General features: G+C 60.8%; 20 protein-coding genes and 1 pseudogene. 15 read left to right on the top strand and 6 right to left on the bottom strand.

The features are described from left to right. Positions 1–42 precede the first annotated feature (42 nt). Positions 43–1,122 carry a patatin-like phospholipase family protein gene (locus ABH912_RS11180; protein WP_429510667.1) on the bottom strand — a complete coding sequence of 360 codons (1,080 nt, stop codon included), beginning with the start codon at positions 1,120–1,122 and terminating at the stop codon, positions 43–45. Between the two features lie 152 nt (positions 1,123–1,274). Between ABH912_RS11180 and ABH912_RS11175 the strand changes: the two genes are divergently transcribed. Genes ABH912_RS11175 through ABH912_RS11160 form a run of 4 tightly spaced genes read left to right on the top strand, consistent with a single transcriptional unit; the run spans position 1,275 to position 3,876 of the window. Beyond that, on the top strand, positions 1,275–1,583 hold the full coding sequence (locus ABH912_RS11175) for a PepSY domain-containing protein (RefSeq protein WP_033061084.1): 309 nt from the start codon (positions 1,275–1,277) through the stop codon (positions 1,581–1,583). Positions 1,584–1,612: 29 nt separating this feature from the next. Then, a complete protein-coding gene (locus ABH912_RS11170) occupies positions 1,613–1,894 on the top strand; it encodes a PepSY domain-containing protein (protein ID WP_419866205.1) in 282 nt (93 codons plus the stop codon). 3 nt (positions 1,895–1,897) lie between these two features. Next, positions 1,898–2,566, top strand: coding sequence for a response regulator transcription factor (locus ABH912_RS11165; RefSeq protein WP_429510666.1), 669 nt, complete (start codon positions 1,898–1,900; stop codon positions 2,564–2,566). Continuing rightward, the gene (locus ABH912_RS11160) at positions 2,563–3,876 is read left to right on the top strand and encodes a sensor histidine kinase (RefSeq protein WP_429510665.1); all 1,314 of its coding nucleotides are present in this window, start codon (positions 2,563–2,565) and stop codon (positions 3,874–3,876) included. The genes ABH912_RS11165 and ABH912_RS11160 overlap by 4 nt, the downstream gene beginning before the upstream one ends. A gap of 194 nt (positions 3,877–4,070) precedes the next feature. Here the strand turns inward: ABH912_RS11160 and ABH912_RS11155 are convergent, their stop codons facing one another. Then, a complete protein-coding gene (locus tag ABH912_RS11155; RefSeq protein WP_429510664.1) occupies positions 4,071–6,218 on the bottom strand; it encodes a methyl-accepting chemotaxis protein in 2,148 nt (715 codons plus the stop codon). 373 nt (positions 6,219–6,591) lie between these two features. Between ABH912_RS11155 and ABH912_RS11150 the strand changes: the two genes are divergently transcribed. The 3 genes and pseudogenes from ABH912_RS11150 to ABH912_RS11140 all read left to right on the top strand — a co-directional run bounded on the left by ABH912_RS11150 (position 6,592) and on the right by ABH912_RS11140 (position 9,798). Continuing rightward, positions 6,592–7,908, top strand: a complete 1,317-nt coding sequence (locus ABH912_RS11150; protein WP_197281699.1) for a Na+/H+ antiporter family protein — start codon at positions 6,592–6,594, stop codon at positions 7,906–7,908. A gap of 207 nt (positions 7,909–8,115) precedes the next feature. Further along, positions 8,116–8,892, top strand: a pseudogene (locus ABH912_RS11145) (cache domain-containing protein); the annotation flags it as partial. 84 nt (positions 8,893–8,976) lie between these two features. Beyond that, positions 8,977–9,798, top strand: coding sequence for a methyl-accepting chemotaxis protein (locus tag ABH912_RS11140; protein ID WP_371922184.1), 822 nt, complete (start codon positions 8,977–8,979; stop codon positions 9,796–9,798). Positions 9,799–9,913: 115 nt separating this feature from the next. Here ABH912_RS11140 and ABH912_RS11135 read toward each other — a convergent pair whose 3' ends face one another. After that, on the bottom strand, positions 9,914–10,849 hold the full coding sequence (locus ABH912_RS11135; protein ID WP_033057388.1) for a LysR family transcriptional regulator: 936 nt from the start codon (positions 10,847–10,849) through the stop codon (positions 9,914–9,916). Between the two features lie 113 nt (positions 10,850–10,962). On the opposite strand from ABH912_RS11135, the gene ABH912_RS11130 reads away from it, so the two are divergent. The 3 genes from ABH912_RS11130 (at position 10,963) to ABH912_RS11120 (ending at position 12,150) form a co-directional block, all read left to right on the top strand. Beyond that, positions 10,963–11,457: a DMT family transporter gene (locus ABH912_RS11130; RefSeq protein ID WP_429510663.1), complete on the top strand. Its 495-nt coding sequence runs from the start codon at positions 10,963–10,965 to the stop codon at positions 11,455–11,457. Further along, positions 11,457–11,912 carry a DMT family transporter gene (locus tag ABH912_RS11125; RefSeq protein ID WP_429510662.1) on the top strand — a complete coding sequence of 152 codons (456 nt, stop codon included), beginning with the start codon at positions 11,457–11,459 and terminating at the stop codon, positions 11,910–11,912. The genes ABH912_RS11130 and ABH912_RS11125 overlap by 1 nt, the downstream gene beginning before the upstream one ends. Before the next feature lie 73 nt (positions 11,913–11,985). After that, positions 11,986–12,150 (top strand): metallothionein, encoded by a 165-nt coding sequence (locus tag ABH912_RS11120; RefSeq protein WP_046049906.1) that lies wholly within the window; start codon positions 11,986–11,988, stop codon positions 12,148–12,150. Between the two features lie 47 nt (positions 12,151–12,197). Here ABH912_RS11120 and ABH912_RS11115 read toward each other — a convergent pair whose 3' ends face one another. Beyond that, positions 12,198–12,425, bottom strand: coding sequence for a DUF6555 family protein (locus ABH912_RS11115; protein WP_008152143.1), 228 nt, complete (start codon positions 12,423–12,425; stop codon positions 12,198–12,200). 147 nt (positions 12,426–12,572) lie between these two features. Here ABH912_RS11115 and ABH912_RS11110 point away from each other — a divergent pair, with 147 nt between their 5' ends. From ABH912_RS11110 to ABH912_RS11100, 3 genes are all read left to right on the top strand, one after another. Continuing rightward, a complete protein-coding gene (locus ABH912_RS11110) occupies positions 12,573–13,352 on the top strand; it encodes an AraC family transcriptional regulator (protein ID WP_134099418.1) in 780 nt (259 codons plus the stop codon). A 95-nt stretch (positions 13,353–13,447) separates the two neighbouring features. Continuing rightward, positions 13,448–13,621, top strand: coding sequence for a DUF1427 family protein (locus ABH912_RS11105; protein ID WP_082459108.1), 174 nt, complete (start codon positions 13,448–13,450; stop codon positions 13,619–13,621). A gap of 28 nt (positions 13,622–13,649) precedes the next feature. Beyond that, positions 13,650–14,606, top strand: coding sequence for a quinone oxidoreductase family protein (locus ABH912_RS11100; protein ID WP_033057382.1), 957 nt, complete (start codon positions 13,650–13,652; stop codon positions 14,604–14,606). A gap of 59 nt (positions 14,607–14,665) precedes the next feature. Here ABH912_RS11100 and ABH912_RS11095 read toward each other — a convergent pair whose 3' ends face one another. Next, entirely contained in the window at positions 14,666–15,622 is a 957-nt protein-coding gene (locus ABH912_RS11095; RefSeq protein ID WP_429510661.1) for a nucleoside-specific channel-forming protein Tsx, read from the bottom strand. Between the two features lie 242 nt (positions 15,623–15,864). Here ABH912_RS11095 and selD point away from each other — a divergent pair, with 242 nt between their 5' ends. Both selD and mnmH read left to right on the top strand, forming a co-directional pair. Next, positions 15,865–16,899 carry a selenide, water dikinase SelD gene (selD, locus tag ABH912_RS11090; RefSeq protein ID WP_033057379.1) on the top strand — a complete coding sequence of 345 codons (1,035 nt, stop codon included), beginning with the start codon at positions 15,865–15,867 and terminating at the stop codon, positions 16,897–16,899. Then, positions 16,899–18,002, top strand: a complete 1,104-nt coding sequence (gene mnmH, locus ABH912_RS11085; RefSeq protein WP_429510660.1) for a tRNA 2-selenouridine(34) synthase MnmH — start codon at positions 16,899–16,901, stop codon at positions 18,000–18,002. Before selD ends, mnmH begins: the two co-directional genes overlap by 1 nt. Positions 18,003–18,086: 84 nt before the next feature. On the opposite strand, the gene ABH912_RS11080 is transcribed toward mnmH, so the two are convergent. After that, a complete protein-coding gene (locus ABH912_RS11080) occupies positions 18,087–18,758 on the bottom strand; it encodes a histidine phosphatase family protein (RefSeq protein WP_429510659.1) in 672 nt (223 codons plus the stop codon). Positions 18,759–18,921: the final 163 nt, after the last annotated feature.

The following is an 18,921-nucleotide window of genomic DNA, read 5'->3' as shown; positions in this document are numbered from 1 at the left end:
CGAGTTTAACAGTTTGTGTTTGGCGTTGCGGGAAAACACTGACTAAAGGGTCAGCAAGCGCTCCCCGAGGCGACCGCTGGCGGCCAGTTCGAGGAACTCATCGCCCATGCGACGGCTTTCATCCATCGTCGTGCGCCAGTATTTCTGCCGGCTCGGGGCATCACCCATGAAGCGTTTGAAGTCGTTGCGGTCCGGGAGTTTGCCGTAGGGCAGGCGCGCCAGGTAATCCTTCGATGGCGCCAGCAACAGGACATCCTGCAAACGCGCAGGACACGCGCGGCGCCACGGCAGGGTTTTGTCGAACCAGCCGGGAATGACCCGGTCGGTGAAATGCGGGTAGAGCACGATGTCGTTGCCGCTGTAGGGCAGGTCGAGGTGATAGTCCAGCAGACCGCCATCGCGAAACGTCCCGGCACCGGCACCCGGCAGGTCACGCACGCCTTCCATCACCATCGGGATAGAGCCTGACGCGAGCAAGGCCTGGCGCAGGTTGCCGGCATTCAGCGCAACGAAGCGCGAGGGGAAATCGTTGAGTGCATTGACCGGCGGTGCCAGGCGCGGATCGTGAATGATCAGTCGCTCGAAATGCCGCGACAGACGCGCCCGGCCGCGCAGGTTGTCGGCGATCACCGATGACAGGCCCAGCCCCAGTCGACCGCGATGATCGTCCGCCAGCAGGCCGTGGCTTTTGACCACCATGATGTTCAGTCGGTAATGAGCGTTGTCCAGAATCGAGGCATCGCGGCCATCAAGCAGCTCCTCGAGCATGCGCCGGGAGCTCTGGCTGATCTGCGCCATGGTCACGCCCTTGGCGAAGTTCTGCTCGGTGTAGAGGTGACCGAGACGGCGGATACCTTCGGCGGCATCCGGCAGACACGCGCTGGCGAAGCGCCAGGAACCCACCGACGCGCCGATCAACGAGCGCTCCCGCGGTGCCGCCGGCAGCCATTCACCGAACAACGCCAAGTCCAGACCTTGAATCCCCAACGCCTTGGGACCACCGGCGGCACCCGGCAGTGTGCCGACATCGGCGGCGCTCAAACCGTTTGCACGGATGCGCGCCAAGGCGCGAGGGCCGGCCTTGATCGTCAGCGAGGGGAACTTGATGTGGATAGCGGTCATACCGGTCTCGAATGCAGGCAAGCGGGGGATTATAAGTGCATGAATCCCCGGGGGGAGTTGTTATATCCAATGATGGCAATTCAGTTTCAGTTAAGTTCGGATCACTAAGGTGGCCCCCGTAGGCAACACATAAAAAAATACGGAGACACCCCATGAGAACCCTGACTGCCCTGTTCACCGCGTCCATCATCGGCATGACCGCCAGCATCGCCCACGCTCGCGACCTCGGCCCCGACGAAGCCCTGAGACTGCGCGACGCTGGTACCATTGTGTCTTTCGAGAAGCTCAACGCCACCGCTCTGGCCAAACACCCTGGTTCTACCGTCACCCAAACCGAGCTGGAAGAAGAGTACGGCAAGTACATCTATCAGGTGGAATTGCGCGACCCTCAGGGCATTGAGTGGGATCTGGAATTGGACGCTGTCAGCGGGCAGATTCTCAAGGATCATCAGGATACGTAATGAAGGTAAATCTATGCATCAGCAGTCGAATGGCGCTGGCGCTCCTGGCTTTTTGCTCGGTGGTCATGGCTCGCGACCTGGATCAGGACGAAGCCCTGCGCCTGCGTCAGCAGGGCGTGATCCTGCCGCTGGAGCAGCTGTTGCAGCACGCGCTGGACCGCTATCCGGGGGCCAAACTGCTGGAAGCCGAGCTTGAAGAGAAACGCGACGTCTACGTTTATGAAGTCGAGTTGCTGACCGCCGAAGGTGTGGTCCGCGAACTGGACCTCGACGCCACCACCGGCCAGTTACTGAAAGACAGGGAAGATTGATCGATGCGTTTGCTTCTGGTGGAAGACCATGTGCCGCTGGCCGACGAACTGATGGCTGGCCTCAACCGGCAGGGGTACGCCGTGGACTGGCTGGCCGACGGCCGCGACGCGGTGTATCAGGGCGGCAGCGAGCCTTATGACCTGATCATCCTCGACCTCGGCCTGCCGGGTTTGCCGGGGCTCGAGGTGCTGACGCAATGGCGGGCCAGTGGCCTGTCCACGCCTGTGCTGATCCTCACCGCCCGAGATTCCTGGGCGGAACGGATCGAAGGCCTCAAGGCCGGCGCCGACGATTACCTGACCAAACCTTTCCACCCCGAAGAACTGCACTTGCGCGTCCAGGCGCTGTTGCGCCGTTCCCACGGCCATGCCAACCAGCCGACGCTCAAGTCTGCCGGACTGCACCTGGACGAAGGCCGCCAATGCGTGACCCGCGACGGCGCTGACATCCAGCTCACCGCCGCGGAATTCCGCCTGCTGCGTTATTTCATGCTGCACCCCGAGCAGATTCTTTCCAAAAGCCACCTCGCCGAACACCTCTACGACGGTGAAACCGAGCGCGATTCCAACGTGCTCGAAGTCCACGTCAACCACCTGCGGCGCAAACTCGGGCGCAGCGTCATCGAAACCCGTCGCGGCCAGGGTTACCTGTTCGGCGGGCAAGCCCGGTGAGGTCAATCCAGCGCCGCTTGAGCCTGGGGCTGATCAGCGTGATGGTGATCGTCGGCCTGGTGCTGGCGCAAACCAGCCTGTGGCTGTTCGAAATGGGTTTGCAACGCTACCTCGAAGCCGGGTTGCGCGACGACAGCGAAAACCTGTTGGTGGCGCTGGTGCGTGGGCCGCAGGGTTTGCAGCTGGATGAGCGGCATCTGTCGCCGGCCTATCAGCGACCGTTTTCCGGTCATTACTTTCGCATCGATTTCGCTGACAGCCATTGGCGCTCCCGTTCGCTGTGGGATCAGGAACTGCCGCGCCTCGACCATGCCGGCCTGCACAGCAACCTGCAATTGGGGCCGGAAGGCCAGCAACTGCTGGTGCTGCGTTCGGACTATCGCCGTTTGGGTCAATCGATTTCCATCAGCGTGGCCCAGGATTACACACCGGTGCGCGAGAGTTTCCAGCGCATGCGTCAAGTCGGATTGGGCCTTGGTCTGACGGGACTGCTGCTGATTCTGCTGCTGCAACGGATCACCGTGCGCCGCGCCTTGCGCCCGCTGGAAAAGGCGCGTGAGCAGATCGCCCAGCTGCAGCAGGGCCAGCGCTCGCAACTCGATGACCAGGTGCCGGTAGAGCTTGAACCGCTGGTGGCGCAGATCAACCATTTGCTGGCGCACACCGAAGACAGCCTCAAGCGTTCGCGCAATGCACTGGGCAACCTCGGCCATGCCTTGAAAACTCCCCTGGCGGTGTTGTTGAGCCTGGCTTCAAGCGAGAAGCTCGATGCGCATCCGGAACTGCGCAAGGTCATCAAGGCGCAACTGGAACAGGTCCAGCAGCGACTCAATCGCGAACTCAATCGCGCACGGTTATCCGGCGATGCGTTGCCGGGGGCGTTGTTTGATTGCGATGCGGAATTGCCTGGGTTACTGGCGACGTTGAACATGATTCATGGTGAGCATCTGAACCTCAGCTACCGTGCACCGGCCGGTTTGCAACTGCCCTGGGATCGTGAGGATTTGCTCGAACTGCTCGGTAACCTGCTGGACAACGCCTGCAAGTGGGCGGATGCCGAGGTTCGTTTCAGCGTGGTCGAGACGGCCGAAGGGTTTGAGTTGAGCGTGGAAGACGATGGGCCGGGGATCCCCGAACACCAGCGCGATCAGGTGTTCAGCCGGGGTACTCGGCTTGATGAACAAACGGATGGGCACGGGTTGGGATTGGGGATTGTGCGGGACATCGTCGATACGTGGGGCGGGGTGTTGCGGTTGGAGGAGAGTGAGTGGGGTGGGTTGCGGGTGGTTGTTGAGCTACCTCGGCGCTGAGGCTGAAAGCCACCCCCTCACCCCAGCCCTCTCCCCAATGGGGAGAGGGGAAAGGGAGCCGATCTCCAGCGCTTTCAGATCCTGAGTTCGACTCGATATTTCAGGTCGATGTAGCTCTAAGAACAACTCGGTCAGTCCCCTCTACCCCTTGGGGCGGTCCGACGTTTCGGGAGGGTTAGGGTGAGGGGTGGTTCTCAAACCCGAAACTGATCCATCAAACTCTGCTGCTGATTCGCCAGGCTATTGAGCGACTGACTCACCCGCGCCGACTCATTCGCCTGCCCCGACAACGACTCCGTCACATCTCGAATCGTCGCCACGTTGTTGTTGATCTCCTCGGCCACGGCGCTTTGTTCTTCAGCGGCACTGGCGATCTGCAAGTTCATGTCGCTGATTACCGTCACCGCTTCACCAATCTGCCGTAGCGCCGTCACCGCCTGACCCACCTGCTCGACACTGCCCTGAGCCTGACGATGGCTGTCGTTCATCGAGCCGACCACGTCTTGAGTGCCGCTCTGCAATTGCTCGATCACCAGACGGGTTTCTTCGACAGACTCCTGCGTTCGGCGTGCAAGATTGCGCACTTCATCGGCCACCACGGCAAAACCGCGTCCGGCTTCACCGGCACGAGCGGCCTCGATGGCGGCGTTAAGCGCCAGCAGGTTGGTCTGTTCGGCGATGGCCCGAATCACTTCCAGCACCGAACCGATCTTCTCGCTGTTGGCCGCCAGGCCTTCGACTTGAACCATTGCCGCGCTCATGTCAGCGGCGAGGTTGTCGATGCTGGCGGTGGTGCGGTCGATCACGGTCAAACCGCGACGGGTGGCCTGATCCGCATCCCGCGCCGCCTGTGCCGCTTGCGCTGCACTGCGAGCAACGTCCTGGGCGGTGGCGCTCATTTCGTGGGAAGCGGTGGCGACCTGATCCACCTGGCGGTATTGCTGTTCCATGCCGGCGCTGGTCTGGGTGGCGATGGCGGACGACTGATCGGCCGTGCTGCGCGCGTCCTGCACCGAGCGTTTGACCTCGGCGATGATCGGTTGCAGCTTGTCGAGGAAGCGGTTGAACCAGCCGGCCAATTGGCCGAGTTCGTCCTTTTTGTCATAGGCCAGGCGGCGGGTCAGATCGCCTTCGCCGCTGGCAATGTCTTCGAGCATGTGCGCCACACCCAGGATCGGCTTGGTGACGCTGCGGGCCATCAGCCACACCAGCAACAGGCCAATCAACGCGGCCAGCACACCCAGGCCGAGTTCGACCAGGGTATCGGCGGTGTTGCTTTCATCGAGTTGTTTTTTCAGCGCTTCAGCGGGGCCGACCAGGACTTTCTCCGGTACATCAAGCAACACGCCCCAGGACTTGCCACCGGGAATCGGCTGGAACGGCGACAGCACTTTGAGCTGTTGATTGTTGTGCAGGCTTTTGGTCTTGCTGCTGGTTGCGAGCATGCGGATCAGCTCGACACCGTTGGTCTTGTCCACGGTGTCCAGGCGCTGGCTGAGCTTGCTGGCGTCCGGGCTGTAACCGGCCAGCAAACCGACCGGGCTGATGATGCTGACGTTGGTCTGGCCATCATAGAGCTTCTTGCTCGCACCCTGGCTGACGGCTTGCAGGCTGTTGAGGTTGATGTCCACCGACAGCGAAGCGATGACCTTGCCGTTGACCATCAGCGGGAAAACGATGCTGGTCATCAACACGTTCTGGCCATCGATCACGTAGAAGTAGGGTTCGATCACGCAGGGCTTGAGCGTCGTACGCGGGCAGGTGAACCAGGCGTTGGCCGGTTCGCCGCTGGGGCCGGTGCTGGTGTCGGCCATGTCGCTTTCCGGTAGCGCCATCGACGTCACCTTGCCCGGTGTCGGCTGCGACCAATAGAGCGCGAAACGGCCCTTGTCGTTGCTGCCCAACTCGGCCTGGCCGGCGAACAGATCGTCCTTGCCGTCCAGCGCGTTGGCTTCGAACACCAGCGAGAGGCCGAGCAATTCCGGGTTGGCTTGCAGGGCCGACTTGACCTGACGCGTCAGGTCTTCACGCAGGTCAAAGGCATCGAGAAAGCGCTTCTCGGCCTGGTCGCGCAGGAACAGCACCTGGCGCGAAAAACCGTGGCCATATTGATAGGCGTCCATGAACTGCTGGCGAATCACCAGCGCCTGGTTTTCACCCTGGGATTCGATCCGGGCCTGGGCCGCTTCGGTGAGCATCTCCATGCTGGATGCTTTCACCATCTCGGAGCTGTGCTCCATGCGATACAGCGAAAGACCCACCAGCAGGGTCACGATGCCGGCCAGGCACAGCCCGGCCAGCAGGGTGATTTTCCATTGAATGGAAAGTTGTCTGAGCGACATGGAGACGTCCTTTATTCGATAAATATCTGAGACTTTGCACTGTAACGGCCGCGATTCGGCTTTCTTTATCCTCCCAATTAAATAAGCCATCACACCAAACCTGTAGCAGCTGGCGAAGCCTGCGTTCGGCTGCGAAGCAGTCGTAAAACCTGCGCATACGGTACTTCTGGCACACCCCGTCGCCTGAATTCACGACTGCTGCGCAGCCGAACGCAGGCTTCGCCAGCTGCTACAAGGGATCGTGATCGCTTTGACAAGGCGTGGATGCTGCGGCACAGTGCGCGCCCTCTAATAAAACCCTCTCATTCAATCCGCTGGCGGCTCTTTGCAGACTGTCGGCCGGACTCTTTCCGTTTGCCTTGAGGTAACGATGATTAATGCTGTAATTGCCGCGGTCGGCGTCATGCTGATTCTCAGCCTGTCCCGCGTGCACGTAGTGATCGCGCTGATCGTGGGCGCCCTGGTGGGTGGTTTGACCGGTGGCCTGGGCATCGAGGCAACATTAAAAGCCTTCAACAGCGGCCTCGGTGGCGGCGCGACGGTCGCGTTGTCCTACGCATTGCTTGGTGCTTTCGCAGTGGCCATTGCCAAGTCCGGCCTGGCACACGCCCTGGCCGACAAAGCCTTGCTGATGGTCGACCGCCAGCACGCCAGCGGTGGCCGTCAGGTCAAATGGCTGTTGATCGGTTTGCTGTGGGGGGTGGCCATCGCTTCGCAGAATATTCTGCCGATACATATCGCCTTCATTCCGCTGCTGGTACCGCCGCTTTTATATGTACTGACCAAGCTGCAACTGGATCGTCGACTGATTGCCTGCGTCATGACCTTCGGCCTGATTACGCCGTACATGTTCTTGCCCGTGGGTTTCGGCAACATCTTCCTTAATGAAATCCTGCTGGCCAACGTCGCCCGCAGCGGTGTGGACATCAGCGGTATCAACGTCACTCATGCCATGGGGATTCCGGCATTGGGCATGGTCGTCGGGCTCGCGGCAGCGTTTGTCAGCTACCGCAAGAAGCGCGTCTACGATCTGGAAAAGATCGAGCAAGTCGAACAGGTCGCGGTGCAGTACAACCCGTTGAGCCTGATGGTCGCCGGTCTGGCCATCGCGGTGGCGTTCATCGTTCAGCTGTTGCTGGATTCGATGATCATCGGTGCGCTGACAGGCTTTCTGATTTTTTCGGTGTCGGGGATCGTGAAGTGGCGTGAAACCGACGACCTGTTCACCGAAGGCATGAAGATGATGGCGATGATCGGTTTCATCATGATCGCTGCCTCAGGTTTTGCCGAAGTGATGAAAGCCACCGGTCAGGTGCAGACACTGGTCGAAGCCTCGGCCTCGTGGATCGACCACAGCAAAGGCATTGGCGCGTTGTTGATGTTGCTGGTCGGGCTGTTGGTGACCATGGGCATCGGTTCGTCGTTTTCCACGGTGCCGATACTCGCCGCGATTTTTGTGCCGTTGTGCGTACAGCTGGGTTTCAGCCCGATTGCGATCGTGTGCATCGTCGGCACTGCCGGCGCCTTGGGTGACGCCGGTTCGCCAGCGTCGGACTCGACCCTTGGCCCGACCTCCGGTCTGAACATCGACGGCCAGCATCACCATATCTGGGACACCGTGGTCCCGACCTTCCTGCACTACAACCTCCCGCTGCTGGCGTTCGGCTGGGTGGCGGCGATGGTCCTCTAAACACATTTCCCCCTGTGGGAACGGGCCTGTGGCGAGGGAGCTTGCTCCCGCTGGGCTGCGTAGCGGCCCCTTTTGTGAGTGCTGCGCACTCAAGCGCGAGCAAGCTCGCTCGCCACACAGGCTCGTGCAGGGGGCGGATTCAACTTTTGGCCTGGCGTGCCGTTAAAGCCTTTAACCACGCCTATAAAATCAAAAGAGTGAACCGTCATGCGCATGAGCCTGAAGGCTAAAGTCCTGTCCCTTGCCGTCCTCCCGGTGTTGCTCTTTGCGCTGATCATCAGCCTGACCACGTTGTTCATTCTGCAAGAGCAGGCCCGCAAGGAAGTCGAGGAAACTCGCCAGCGCCTGCTCAGCGATGCCAAGGCGACGCTGCAAAGCTACGTCGCCGTGGCCATGACCACGATCAAACCGCTCTACGACGCGGCCGCCCCCGGTGATGACGCGGCGCGGGCCCAAGTGGTCAAGTTGCTGTCGAGCATCACCTACGGCAAGGACGGCTACTTCTTCGGCTACGACTCCAACACCGTGCGCCTGTTCAAGGCCAACAGCCCTGAAGGCGTGGGCCAGAGCTTCAAGGACAACCGCGATCCGAACGGTGTCTACGTCAACCGCGACCTGGTGAAAGTCGCCAAGGACGGCACCCACTACCTGCAATACAGCTCACCGCTGCCCGGCAACACCCAAGTGCTGGTGCCGAAACTGGGCTACACCGAATACCTGCCGAAGTGGGACATGGCGGTCGGTACCTCGGTCAACCTCGACGGCATCGAAGCCCAAGTGGCACTGGTCGAAATCAAGGTTCAGGAGCGCATGCAAGGCGTGGTGCTGAGCATCGTCGGAATCGCCGCCGTGGTGCTGTTGGTGATCGCCGCCGCCGGGATGCTGTTGGCCAACACGATCCTGCGTCCGCTGAACCTGATGAAAGCCAACCTTGATGACATCGCGGCGGGCGAGGGCGACCTGACGCGTCGCCTGACCATCACCAGCCAGGATGAACTCGGCGAACTGGCCGGCTCGTTCAACCGCTTCGTCGACAAGATCCACGGCCTGGTGCGCCAGATCACCGAAATGACCTCGCAACTGACCGGGCTGGTGAATCAGGTCTCCGATCAGGCGCAGCGCTCGGATCAGGCCATGGAGCGTCAGCGTCACGAGACCGATCAGGTCGCCACGGCGATCAACCAAATGTCCGCCGCGGCTCAGGAAGTGGCGAAAAGCGCACAAAACGCCGCAGTGGCTGCCCAGCAGACCGACGAAGAAGGCCAGGCTGCCAAGCGTGTGGTGGCCGGCAGCATCGTGAAGATTCATGCGTTGGTGGACGATATTCGCAGCAGCGGCGTGTCTCTGGACAGTTTGCAAAAAGACGTGTCGTCGATTGTCAGCGTGCTCGGCGTGATCCGTTCGATTGCCGAGCAGACCAACCTGCTGGCCCTCAATGCCGCCATCGAAGCTGCCCGTGCCGGTGAAGCCGGTCGTGGTTTTGCCGTGGTGGCCGATGAGGTTCGAGCGCTGGCCAGTCGTACGCAAATCAGCACCCAGGAAATCCAGGGCATGATCGATCGCTTGCAGGCCGGTACTCAGTCGGCGGTGGAAGCGATGCGCCGTTCCAGCGAGGCCGGCGACGGCACGTCGGCTCAGGCCAACGAGGCCGGCGCTTCGCTAGATACCATGGCCCAGCTGATCGGCACCATCAACTCGATGAACGCGCAGATCGCCAGCGCCGCCGAAGAACAGACCGCCGTGGCCGAAGAGATCAACCGCAGCGTGCATCAGATCGCCGTAGCCGTGGACAGCGTTGCCGACGAAACCCAACTCGGTGCACAGACCTCCCGCAGCCTCGCCGACCTCGGTCAGCGTCTGGGCAAACTGGTGGGGCAGTTCCGTATCTGACACCATCTACTAACTGTAGGAGCCAGGCTTGCCGGCGAAGGCGTTCTTGAGGGCGCCTTCGCCGGCAAGCCTGGCTCCTACAGAAAGCGTTTCGCATCGTCATTAAGGCAGGCAGCTACGGCCTGTCCCAGTAGGGCACTGTGCCGAAGCATTCCACGAAGAAATCGATCACCGTCCGCACCTTAACCGACAACCGTCGGCTCCCAGGCCACAGCACCGCAATCTGCTGCGGCTCCAGGCTGTTGGACACCTGATACGCCCCGAGCACCGGCACCAGCGTGCCGTTGCGCACCGCCTCACCAATCAGCCACGACGGAAACATCACCAGCCCCAAGCCTTGTTCGGCGGCTTGCGTCAGGGTGTCGGCGTGGTTGCCGGTGATCGGTCCCTTCACCGACCAGGGCGTCCAGTCCTGCTGATCCTTGCGGAAAAACCAGCGTTGCTGGCCGGTCACGCCCTTGTAGGCCAGGCACTGATGCGCGGCCAGTTCTTCGGGGTGTTGCGGCGTGCCGTGACGTTCCAGATAGGCCGGGCTTGCGGCGACCTGAAAACGATGGGGCGCCAGAATCCGCGCCTGCATGCTCGAATCGTGCAGCGGGCCGATGCGAAACAGCAGGTCGGCGCCTTCCTGCAGCGGGTCGACGTAGCTGTCGGTCTGCTGGATATCCAGTTGCAGTTTCGGGTAGCGCTCGCAGAGCTGTCCCAGCCATGGCGTCAGGTGCCGCTGACCGAACACCACGGGCGCATTGATCCGCACCAGTCCGCTCGGTTCGCTTTGCTGTTCCTGCAAGGCCTGTTCGGCCTCTTCGAGTTGCACCAGCACCAGCCGCGCGTGATGACCGAGCATGCGCCCGGCTTCGGTGGGCGAGACGGCGCGGGTGTGGCGATACAGCAATTGCTGGCTCAGGGCTTGCTCCATCAATTGGATTTGCCGGGAAATCGAAGAGGGTGCCAGGCCTTCGCGGCGGGCGACTTCGGAAAAACTGCCGTGGTCCAGCACCGCTACAAACAGCCGAAGTGCCTTGAATCCCAGATCGTTGAGGCCATGCATGACGAATCCTGCTGTGCGAGTTGCGCAAAAGTGTTGTCAGGATGCTCCCATTTATCGCAAAGGACCGCCAGCCGATAATGCGCGCCATTGTTTACTTCAGGCAGGTTGTTTCTATGCACACTTCTTCAATCGACGACGTTGGCGTTGTCGCCGCGCCGACCACTAAACCGGGGCTGCGGCTGTTGCTGCTGCCGCTGGTGATTCTGGCCGGCATGGGCCTGTCCGTGGAGGCCGGTTTACTCGGGCCGCTCGGGGTTCAGGTCGGGCACTTGTGGGCGACCTTGAGCATCTTCGGTGTCGGCTCGGCGATTCTGTTTTTGCTGTTGCTGTTCAGCGGTCCGCAACAGGGGCCGGCCATGAATGAGCTGCCGCGATGGCAGTTGATCGGCGGGTTTTTGGGGCCGATGTACGTGATCGTGCTGACCTTGGCCACGCCGCACATCGGCATTGCCATGACGATGATTGCGATCCTCTCCGGGCAGGTCGGCAAAAGCGTGTTGATCGACCACTTCGGCTGGTTCGGCGCCACCCGCAAAAAGGTCAACGGTGAACGCTGGCTGGCCTTGCTGCTGATTGTCGTGGCACTTGTTCTGATTGCTCGGGGTTGATGATGAATCTGATTATTTTGTTGGCGGTGGTCGTGGCGGCCGGTGCGGTGTTGAGCGTCCAGGCGGCGATCAATGGGCGGCTGGGCGAAACGGTGGGCGTGTTGCGCAGCAGTTTGTTGACCTTTGTGGTCGGTGCCGTGACCACCGGGCTGCTGATCCTGTTTTTCGAACCGGCCCATGCCGTGAGTTTGCTGGACGTGCCGAAATGGCAGCTCAGCGGCGCACTGTTCGGGGTGGTGTACATGATGGTGATGGTGGGTGCGGTGCCGCGGGTCGGTACGGCAGTGGCGACGGTGGCGGTGATCGTCGGGCAACTGGGGATGGGGATGTTGATCGATAACTTCGGCTGGCTGGGCAACCCGGCGATCGAGTTGTCGAGTAGCCGGATGTTGGCGATGGTGTGTCTGGCGTTGGCGTTGCTGTTCATGTATCGCAGCAGTACCCGGCAGGGCTGACGCAAGCTCCTACACTGGTGATACGGGTCGCATTTGCCAGGCCCGGACGACCACAACCAATGGAGTCAGACTCATGATCGACAGTGAAAGTATCTGCGACTGCCCCAAATGCTCCTGCAAACTGGGCGAACATCCGATCGCGCGCCACGGCAAGCACTATTGCTGTGAAGCCTGCGCCAAGCACCACGAACATGGCGAAGAATGTGCCAGCAAGGGCTGCAAGTGCGCCCAACGCTGACCACTTATCCAAAAAAAGGTGGAGCCTGATCGGGCTCCACTTTCATTTCAATTCGCCGGCCGCCATTTGACGTTTTCCACGCCGAACTTCTCTGCCATCGGCTTACTGGTTTTTTGCACCTTCTCTCGGCCAAAGCGAGGGATTCGTCCGACCCCCGCGTCGCAACTCGCCCAATGCCAAGCCTCTGCGTTATCCATCTTGTCCAGGCGGATGATGAAAGACTTGGGCGCGCCATGAAGGGTGTATTCAATGACGAAAAGTTTTGCGTTGTTCATATAGCCCATATTCCTCCCTGTGGTAATACAAGGATCGTCGGGGTTACGGAAAATTCAGTCGGATTGGCGGACGGGGTTTCGCCAGTGGCGACAACGCGGGTGGCTGGTTACCATGCAATCTCTGAAAACCCCCAATGATTGCTGACCATGGCCCTTGCCGCCCCTCCAGACCTTAGTGATACCGATGTGCCCGTGCAACCGCTGGCGCGCACCTATCCGCGCGGCTTGTACATCGAGCCGCATGAGCATGTCTGGGGGCAGCTGCTGTATGCGATGAGCGGAGTGATGTGGGTCGAGACGCCCCATGAAGCGCTGGTGGTGCCGCCGCAACGAGCCGTGTGGCTGCCGCCGGGTGTGCCTCATGGGATTCGCGTGGTCTCGGATTTACAGATGCGCAACATTTACTTGCGGCCCTCATTGGCGGCGACGCTGGATGACACGGTTCAGGTGATCGAAGTCGGCGGACTGCTGCGCGAGTTGATCGTCGGGCTGGTGGAGCAGGGCGACGATGGCGCGCCCGAGTATTACGAAGCGCTGGTCGGCCTGGCGCTGCTGGAGCTTAGGCGAGCCCGGCGCTCGCTGCTGAAGATTCCGTTGCCGGATGATTCCGACCGGCGCCTGATGAACCTGTGCCAGGCGGTCATGGCCGCGCCATCGCTGGACATTGCCTTCGAACAACACGCCGAAAACGCTGGTGCCAGTGTGCGCACCCTGGCGCGGTTGTTCAAAGACGGTTTGGGCATGGGCTTCGCCGAGTGGCGGCGCCAGGTGCAACTGGCGACCGCGGTGGCGGAGTTGATCCAGGGCGTGCCGGTCAGTGCGATTGCCCGGGAGCTGGGCTATTCGCCGAGCAGCTTCAGCGACATGTTCCGACGGGAACTGGGTGTCGCGCCTTCGCAATTTTCGGCGAGCCAGCGTCAGGATTGAACACGGTTTGGCCGATATTCCGAAGCACTTGGCCGATGCTCTACGCTGCCACTCCTTAGACTCTGGGCTTACATTAATTGCCCACGGAGTCCGCCATGAGTTACCTCATCTCATTGGTCATCGGTCTGGGCGTCGGTCTGCTTTACGGCGCACTGGATTTTCGTTCCCCCGCACCACCGGCCATCGCGCTGGTAGGGCTGCTCGGCATGTTGGTCGGTGAGAAGGTGTGGCCAATGGGCCGGCAACTGGTCACTGGCTGGATCTCCTGAACCGTTTATCCATTCGAGGGAAACGCTCATGAAAGCACTGCAATTCGACAAGACCGGTGACCTCTCGGCCCTGCGCTATGTTGAGGTTCCAACCCCCGTCCCCGGCGCCGATGAAGTGCTGGTCCAGATCAAGGCCGCCGGCCTCAACCCCAGCGATGTAAAAAACGTGCTGGGGCGTTTTCCCTACACCACACTGCCGCGGATTCCCGGTCGTGATTTTGCCGGTGTCGTCGTTGAAGGCCCGCAGGCGCTGATCGGTCAGGAAGTCTGGGGCACCGGCCGTGAACTGGGCTTTTTCGCCGATGGGTCCCATGCACAATTCGTCAAACTGCCGGCCAATGGCGTGGCGCAAAAGCCGACCCATCTGAGTTTTGCCCAGGCGGCAAGCCTCGGCGTGCCGTACACCACGGCGTGGGATGCGTTGGAGCGCAGTGGGGTGACGGCCGAAACCCGGTTGCTGGTGATCGGTGGCGGGGCGGTTGGCACCGCAGCACTGGCGCTGGCCAAGGTGCGTGGCGCTCAAGTGCTGGCAGCAGCGCGGCGGCCGGAACAGGTCAAGGATTTGCAGGCCCAGGGGTATCAGACGCTGCAACTGGATAAACCCGAGGACCTCGGCGCACAGGTGAATGCCGTGTATGCCGGCGGCGCCGATGTGATTTTCGACACCACCGGTTTCTGGCTGCCGGCCTCGGTCCCGGCGTTGGCCGCGTTCGGTCGCATCGCGATCATCGCCGCGCCGGTGGACGGCCTGGTGCAATTGCCGGCCCTGGCGCTGTATCGCAAGGGCGGTTCGGTGGTGGGGATCAACTCGTTGTTGTACGGCGTCCAGGCGTGTGCGGCGATGCTTGAGCAATTCGGCACGTTCTTCGATCAGGGCCTGTTGCCGTTGCCCGAGGGGTTGTTTGAATCGCCGTTGGCAGAAGGTCTGGAGCGGTATGCCGAGGTGAGTCAAGGCAGTGGTGACAAGGTGATTTTGTTGCCATAACACAATCAATGTGGGAGCGAGCTCCCACAAGATTTGGCGGCTCCTGATTCAAACCAGACTCAAAACTGATAACCGACACCAGCGTAGTAACCCCAGCCGTCGGAACGGGCGCGGAAGCTACCGTCGCCAAAATTCAATTCGCTGCCATCGTCCCAGTTGCCGCCGTTGTGGAAATAGCGGCCGACCAGGGTGAAACGCAAGTGGGTGAACGAGTACAGCAATACGTTGGTGGCCACCGTGGCGTTGGCGGTACGGGCCGGGTTGTCCTTGTGCAAATCCGAGCCGAAGTCGAAGTTGGTGAACCCGATGTAGGTCAGTGACGCGCCGTTGTTGAAGCTGCTGATCGGCACGATGTATTTGAGCTGGGCGCGATAGCCGTCCCATGAATACTCGTTGCTGGCGCCGTAGTTTTCCCACTGATAGCGCCCATAGACGTTGGCCGAGAGGTTGATCTGCGAATGGGTGTCGATGTCGGTGCCCAAACCGCTGTAGAGCGTATTGGCGCGGTTGGCGCTGTTACTGCCGTGGTCGTAGATCCAGTCGAAGGCCACGTACCATTCCTTGAACGGCCCGATGGCCAGGCTGCGGCCGGCGAGGTAATCGATGGAGATCCGCGGTTCATGCTCCATGAACACCGGCGAGCCGTGGTCCCACACGCCTTTGTCGTGGCTGTTGCCGATGTCGAAGATCTTCGGAATGTCGATGTAGCCGTACAACTCGAACGGCCCCTTGCGGCCGAAGTACTCGTATTCCAGGTAGATATCGTCGGCCGGTTGCGGGCCGAAACTGATGTCTTTGCTGCCGATGACGGTCAGGTCCTGATTGAACCAGTCCGAGAGGTACACGCCTTTTTTCGGTGGGCTCGCTTCGGGGCTGAGGGTTTCACCCTGGGCGGATTCTTCGGCGAGAGCGGGTTGCGCCAAAACGGTGTTGCTGAGTAGTCCTGTAACGCTGGCCAGCAGCAAGGAAACAGCAAAGGTGCGCGAGCAAGTCACGCGGCTGGACGTGCGGTGCATTAAAAGTCCCTTTTCGTGCGGATTGAAGGCCCGGTTCTGCGGGCTTGCGCTGTTTTGTAGCGAAAACGCTTGTATCAGCGACTCGCAAACGTTTGCACAAGGCATACCAGTTTTGCTCAAGGTACGGAAAAGGTGAGGGAATGAGTGGTTTAGCTGTCCTTTCGGTCAACGATTCGTGGGGCCTCGGGGGAGACGACGTTGATGTAGACTCCTTGGCACTGACTTCACAAGGTGTGCCCCCCATGAGCGAACCGATTCGCCTGACCCAGTACAGCCACGGTGCAGGATGTGGCTGCAAGATTTCTCCCCAGGTGCTGGAGGTGATTCTGGCCGGCAGCGGGGCGCAGAACCTTGACCCGAAACTCTGGGTCGGCAATGCCTCGCGCGATGACGCGGCGGTGTACGCCATCGATGAAGAACGCGGCGTGGTGTCGACCACCGACTTCTTTATGCCGATCGTCGACGACCCGTTCGACTTCGGCCGCATCGCCGCCACCAATGCCATCAGCGACATCTACGCCATGGGCGGCGATCCGTTGATGGCGATTGCGATCCTTGGCTGGCCGGTCAATGTACTGGCCCCGGAAATTGCCCGGGAAGTGATTCGCGGCGGGCGTTCGGTCTGCGATGAGGCGGGGATACCGTTGGCCGGTGGGCATTCCATCGACGCGCCGGAGCCGATTTTCGGCCTCGCCGTGACCGGTCTGGTGGAAAAGCGCCACATGAAGCGCAACGACACCGCCACCGCCGGTTGCCTGCTCTACCTCACCAAACCGCTGGGCATCGGCATCCTCACCACCGCCGAGAAGAAGGGCAAGTTGCGCCACGCCGACATCGGCCTGGCCCGCGACTGGATGTGCACCCTGAACAAACCCGGCAGCCGTTTCGGCAAACTCGAGTGCGTCACCGCGATGACCGACGTCACCGGTTTCGGCCTGCTGGGGCATTTGGTGGAAATGGCCGACGGCAGCAACGTGACCGCTCGCATCGAGTACGACCGTGTGCCGCGTCTGCCGGGTGTCGAGTATTACCTCGACCAAGGCTGCGTGCCGGGCGGGACGCTGCGCAACTTCGACAGCTACGCCAGCAAGCTTGGGCGTCTTCAGGAAATGCACAAACGCGTGCTCTGCGACCCGCAGACCAGCGGTGGCCTGTTGGTTGCGGTCACCCCCGAAGGCAACGAACACTTCCTCAAAGTAGCCGCCGAGCTGGGCCTGACCCTCGAGCCGATCGGTGAACTGATCGAGCGACAGACGAACGCGGTCGAGGTGTTTTGATGTCCATCGAATTCACCGATTACCGCGACATTTTCCTCAACGACCGACCGATGATGGATGCCCGTGCGCCAGTCGAGTTTCTCAAAGGATCATTCCCCGGCGTGATCAACCTGCCGCTGATGAATGACCATGAGCGGCAACGGGTCGGCACTTGTTACAAGCAACACGGCCAGCAAGCGGCTATTACGCTGGGGCACCAGTTGGTGTCCGGCGAGATAAAAGCCGAGCGTATCCAGGCCTGGGCCGATTTTGCCCGGGCTCATCCCGATGGGTATTTGTATTGTTTTCGCGGCGGTTTGCGCTCGCAGATCGTCCAGCAATGGCTCAAGGACGAGGCGGGCATCGACTATCCGCGAGTGGGTGGCGGTTACAAGGCGATGCGCACCTTCTTGCTGGACACGCTCGATCAGGCCGTTGCCCAGTGTGATTTCGTCTTGCTGGGCGGCATGACCGGCACCGGTAAAACCGAGGTGCTCACGCAGTTGCGCAACGGGCTGGACCTTGAAGGCCACGCCCATCATCGCGGCTCCAGTTTCGGTAAACGCGCGACCGGCCAACCCTCCAACATCGATTTTGAAAACCGCCTGGCGGTGGACGTGCTGAAGAAGCGCGCCAACGGCATCGAGCAGTTTGTGCTGGAAGACGAGAGCCGCGCGATTGGCAGTTGTGCGCTGCCGTTGTCGCTGTATCAGGGCATGCAGCAGTTTCCGATGGTCTGGCTTGAAGACAGCCTCGAAGGGAGGGTCGAACGGATCCTGCGCGATTACGTGGTGGACTTGTGTGCCGAGTTCATCGGCGTGCATGGCGAGGAAGGCTTCGCGCTGTTTTCCGAGCGTTTGCTGGAGAGCCTGAACAATGTGCAGAAACGCCTGGGCGGTGAACGCTATCGGCGGATATTGATTTTGATGGAAGACGCGCTGGCGGAGCAGGCGAGCAGCGGGGCAGTGGACCTGCACCGGGCCTGGATCGAAGGGTTGCTTCGCGAGTATTACGACCCGATGTATGCGTATCAGAGGGAGAAGAAAGGGGCTCGCATTGAATTCGCGGGGGAGAGGGTTGCAGTTCTGGAGTATCTACGAGCGCGGCGCATCAATCGTAAGTAATGTGTTGGTTTTGCCGGCCCCTTCGCGAGCCTGCTCGCGAAGGGGCCCTTGCAGCCGCTATAAAACTTAAGGCACCGCCGACACTTACGTCGGACAGGTCTCCCGCCCATTATCCAGGCCTTGCTTGTAGACGTGGCTCTGCAGACTGGCCTTGCCGTTGTGCCAGGTCAGGGTGAGCACGTACAGCGAGTCGTAGTCGCTGGATTCCCAGTCGTCGGCGATGTTCTGTTTCTTGCCGACGGCTTCTCCTGCGACCTTGTTGATCAGCTCCGGCAGATAGCCGTGGGACCAGGCGGTGTAGATGACCGAGTTGTGATACTTGTCGTGGAGCAATTCATCGGCCAGGTCACTGGTGTCGTTGGCCGAGAAGTTGATGTTCACCGGCAAACCAAGCTTGATCGCGCTGGGGCTGATGGTCATCAGGGGGCGGATGTAACTGTAGGAATTGTCCAGTTCGCCTTCCTCGACATTGCGCGTCGGGTTGGCGGCAAACACGTAGTTGGCCTTGCCGAATTTTTCCGGCAGCAAGGTGGCCAGGTCGATGGCTCGGTTCAGGCCCTGGCAGTTGAGCTGGCCGAGGCCGCCTTCGGGTTTTTCCGCGTGGCGCAGAAATACCAGCGTCTGGGTGCCGTCCGCCGGTTGGGCGCGGCTTTCGCCGGGCTCAAGGAACAGGAACAGCGCGCCGACCGCCAACAGGCAAGGCAGGACGACATACGCGCGATGCTTGAAGCGTTTGGCGAATTTAAAAAGGCTCATCATTTGAATAGGTGATCTTCAGCGCATTCGGTTAAGGCTGACAAACCTTTACACCGCGAGCTCCCTGCGCCGGGTGTTTTCCATGTCGTTGGGCCGGTCCGTTTCCGAAAGGGCAATGCTCAGAGTCCTCTGAAGCCCCTTTGGTTCGATCCGGGCGAGTGCG

Origin of the sequence: Pseudomonas sp. BT76 TE3572 (assembly GCF_050435365.1) — a bacterium.
Taxonomy (GTDB): domain Bacteria; phylum Pseudomonadota; class Gammaproteobacteria; order Pseudomonadales; family Pseudomonadaceae; genus Aquipseudomonas; species Aquipseudomonas fluorescens_W.
This window is presented reverse-complemented; position numbering and strand designations above follow the sequence as displayed.